The sequence below is a fragment of the Stenotrophomonas sp. SrG genome (genome assembly GCF_050031795.1).
GTDB classification, from domain to species: Bacteria; Pseudomonadota; Gammaproteobacteria; order Xanthomonadales; family Xanthomonadaceae; genus Stenotrophomonas; species Stenotrophomonas rhizophila_A.
The window spans coordinates 1-261 of record NZ_JBNBBE010000384.1 but is presented as its reverse complement, the minus strand read 5'-3'; the positions used below and the strand labels follow the sequence as shown (position 1 = coordinate 261).

Annotated in this window: 1 protein-coding gene; it reads left to right on the top strand. The window is 68.6% G+C overall.

The window, feature by feature from the left end; genetic code table 11:
• A partial coding sequence (locus ACQG3P_RS20180) for a DUF3375 family protein (protein ID WP_426806038.1) occupies positions 1-261 on the top strand: 261 nt, incomplete at both ends.

Here is a 261-nt window from a genome sequence, read left to right as displayed (position 1 = left end):
CGCGCCTTCCTGCGCGGCTTCACCGGTACCATGCTCGACCGCGGCGGCCAGGTCCACGATGTCCAGCAGCACTTCGCACGGAGCCTGCGCGGCTTCGTGCAGAGCCGTGGGTATCTTGAGCAGCGCCGGCACAACCAGCTGCTCAAGCAGGCGCAGTCCGAAGCACTGGCGCTGCGCGATGAATTCACCGCCCAGCGGCCGACCGGCCGCGATCTGCAGCTGACCACCAGCCGCCTGCGCTCGTGGTCGCAGTGGAAACTG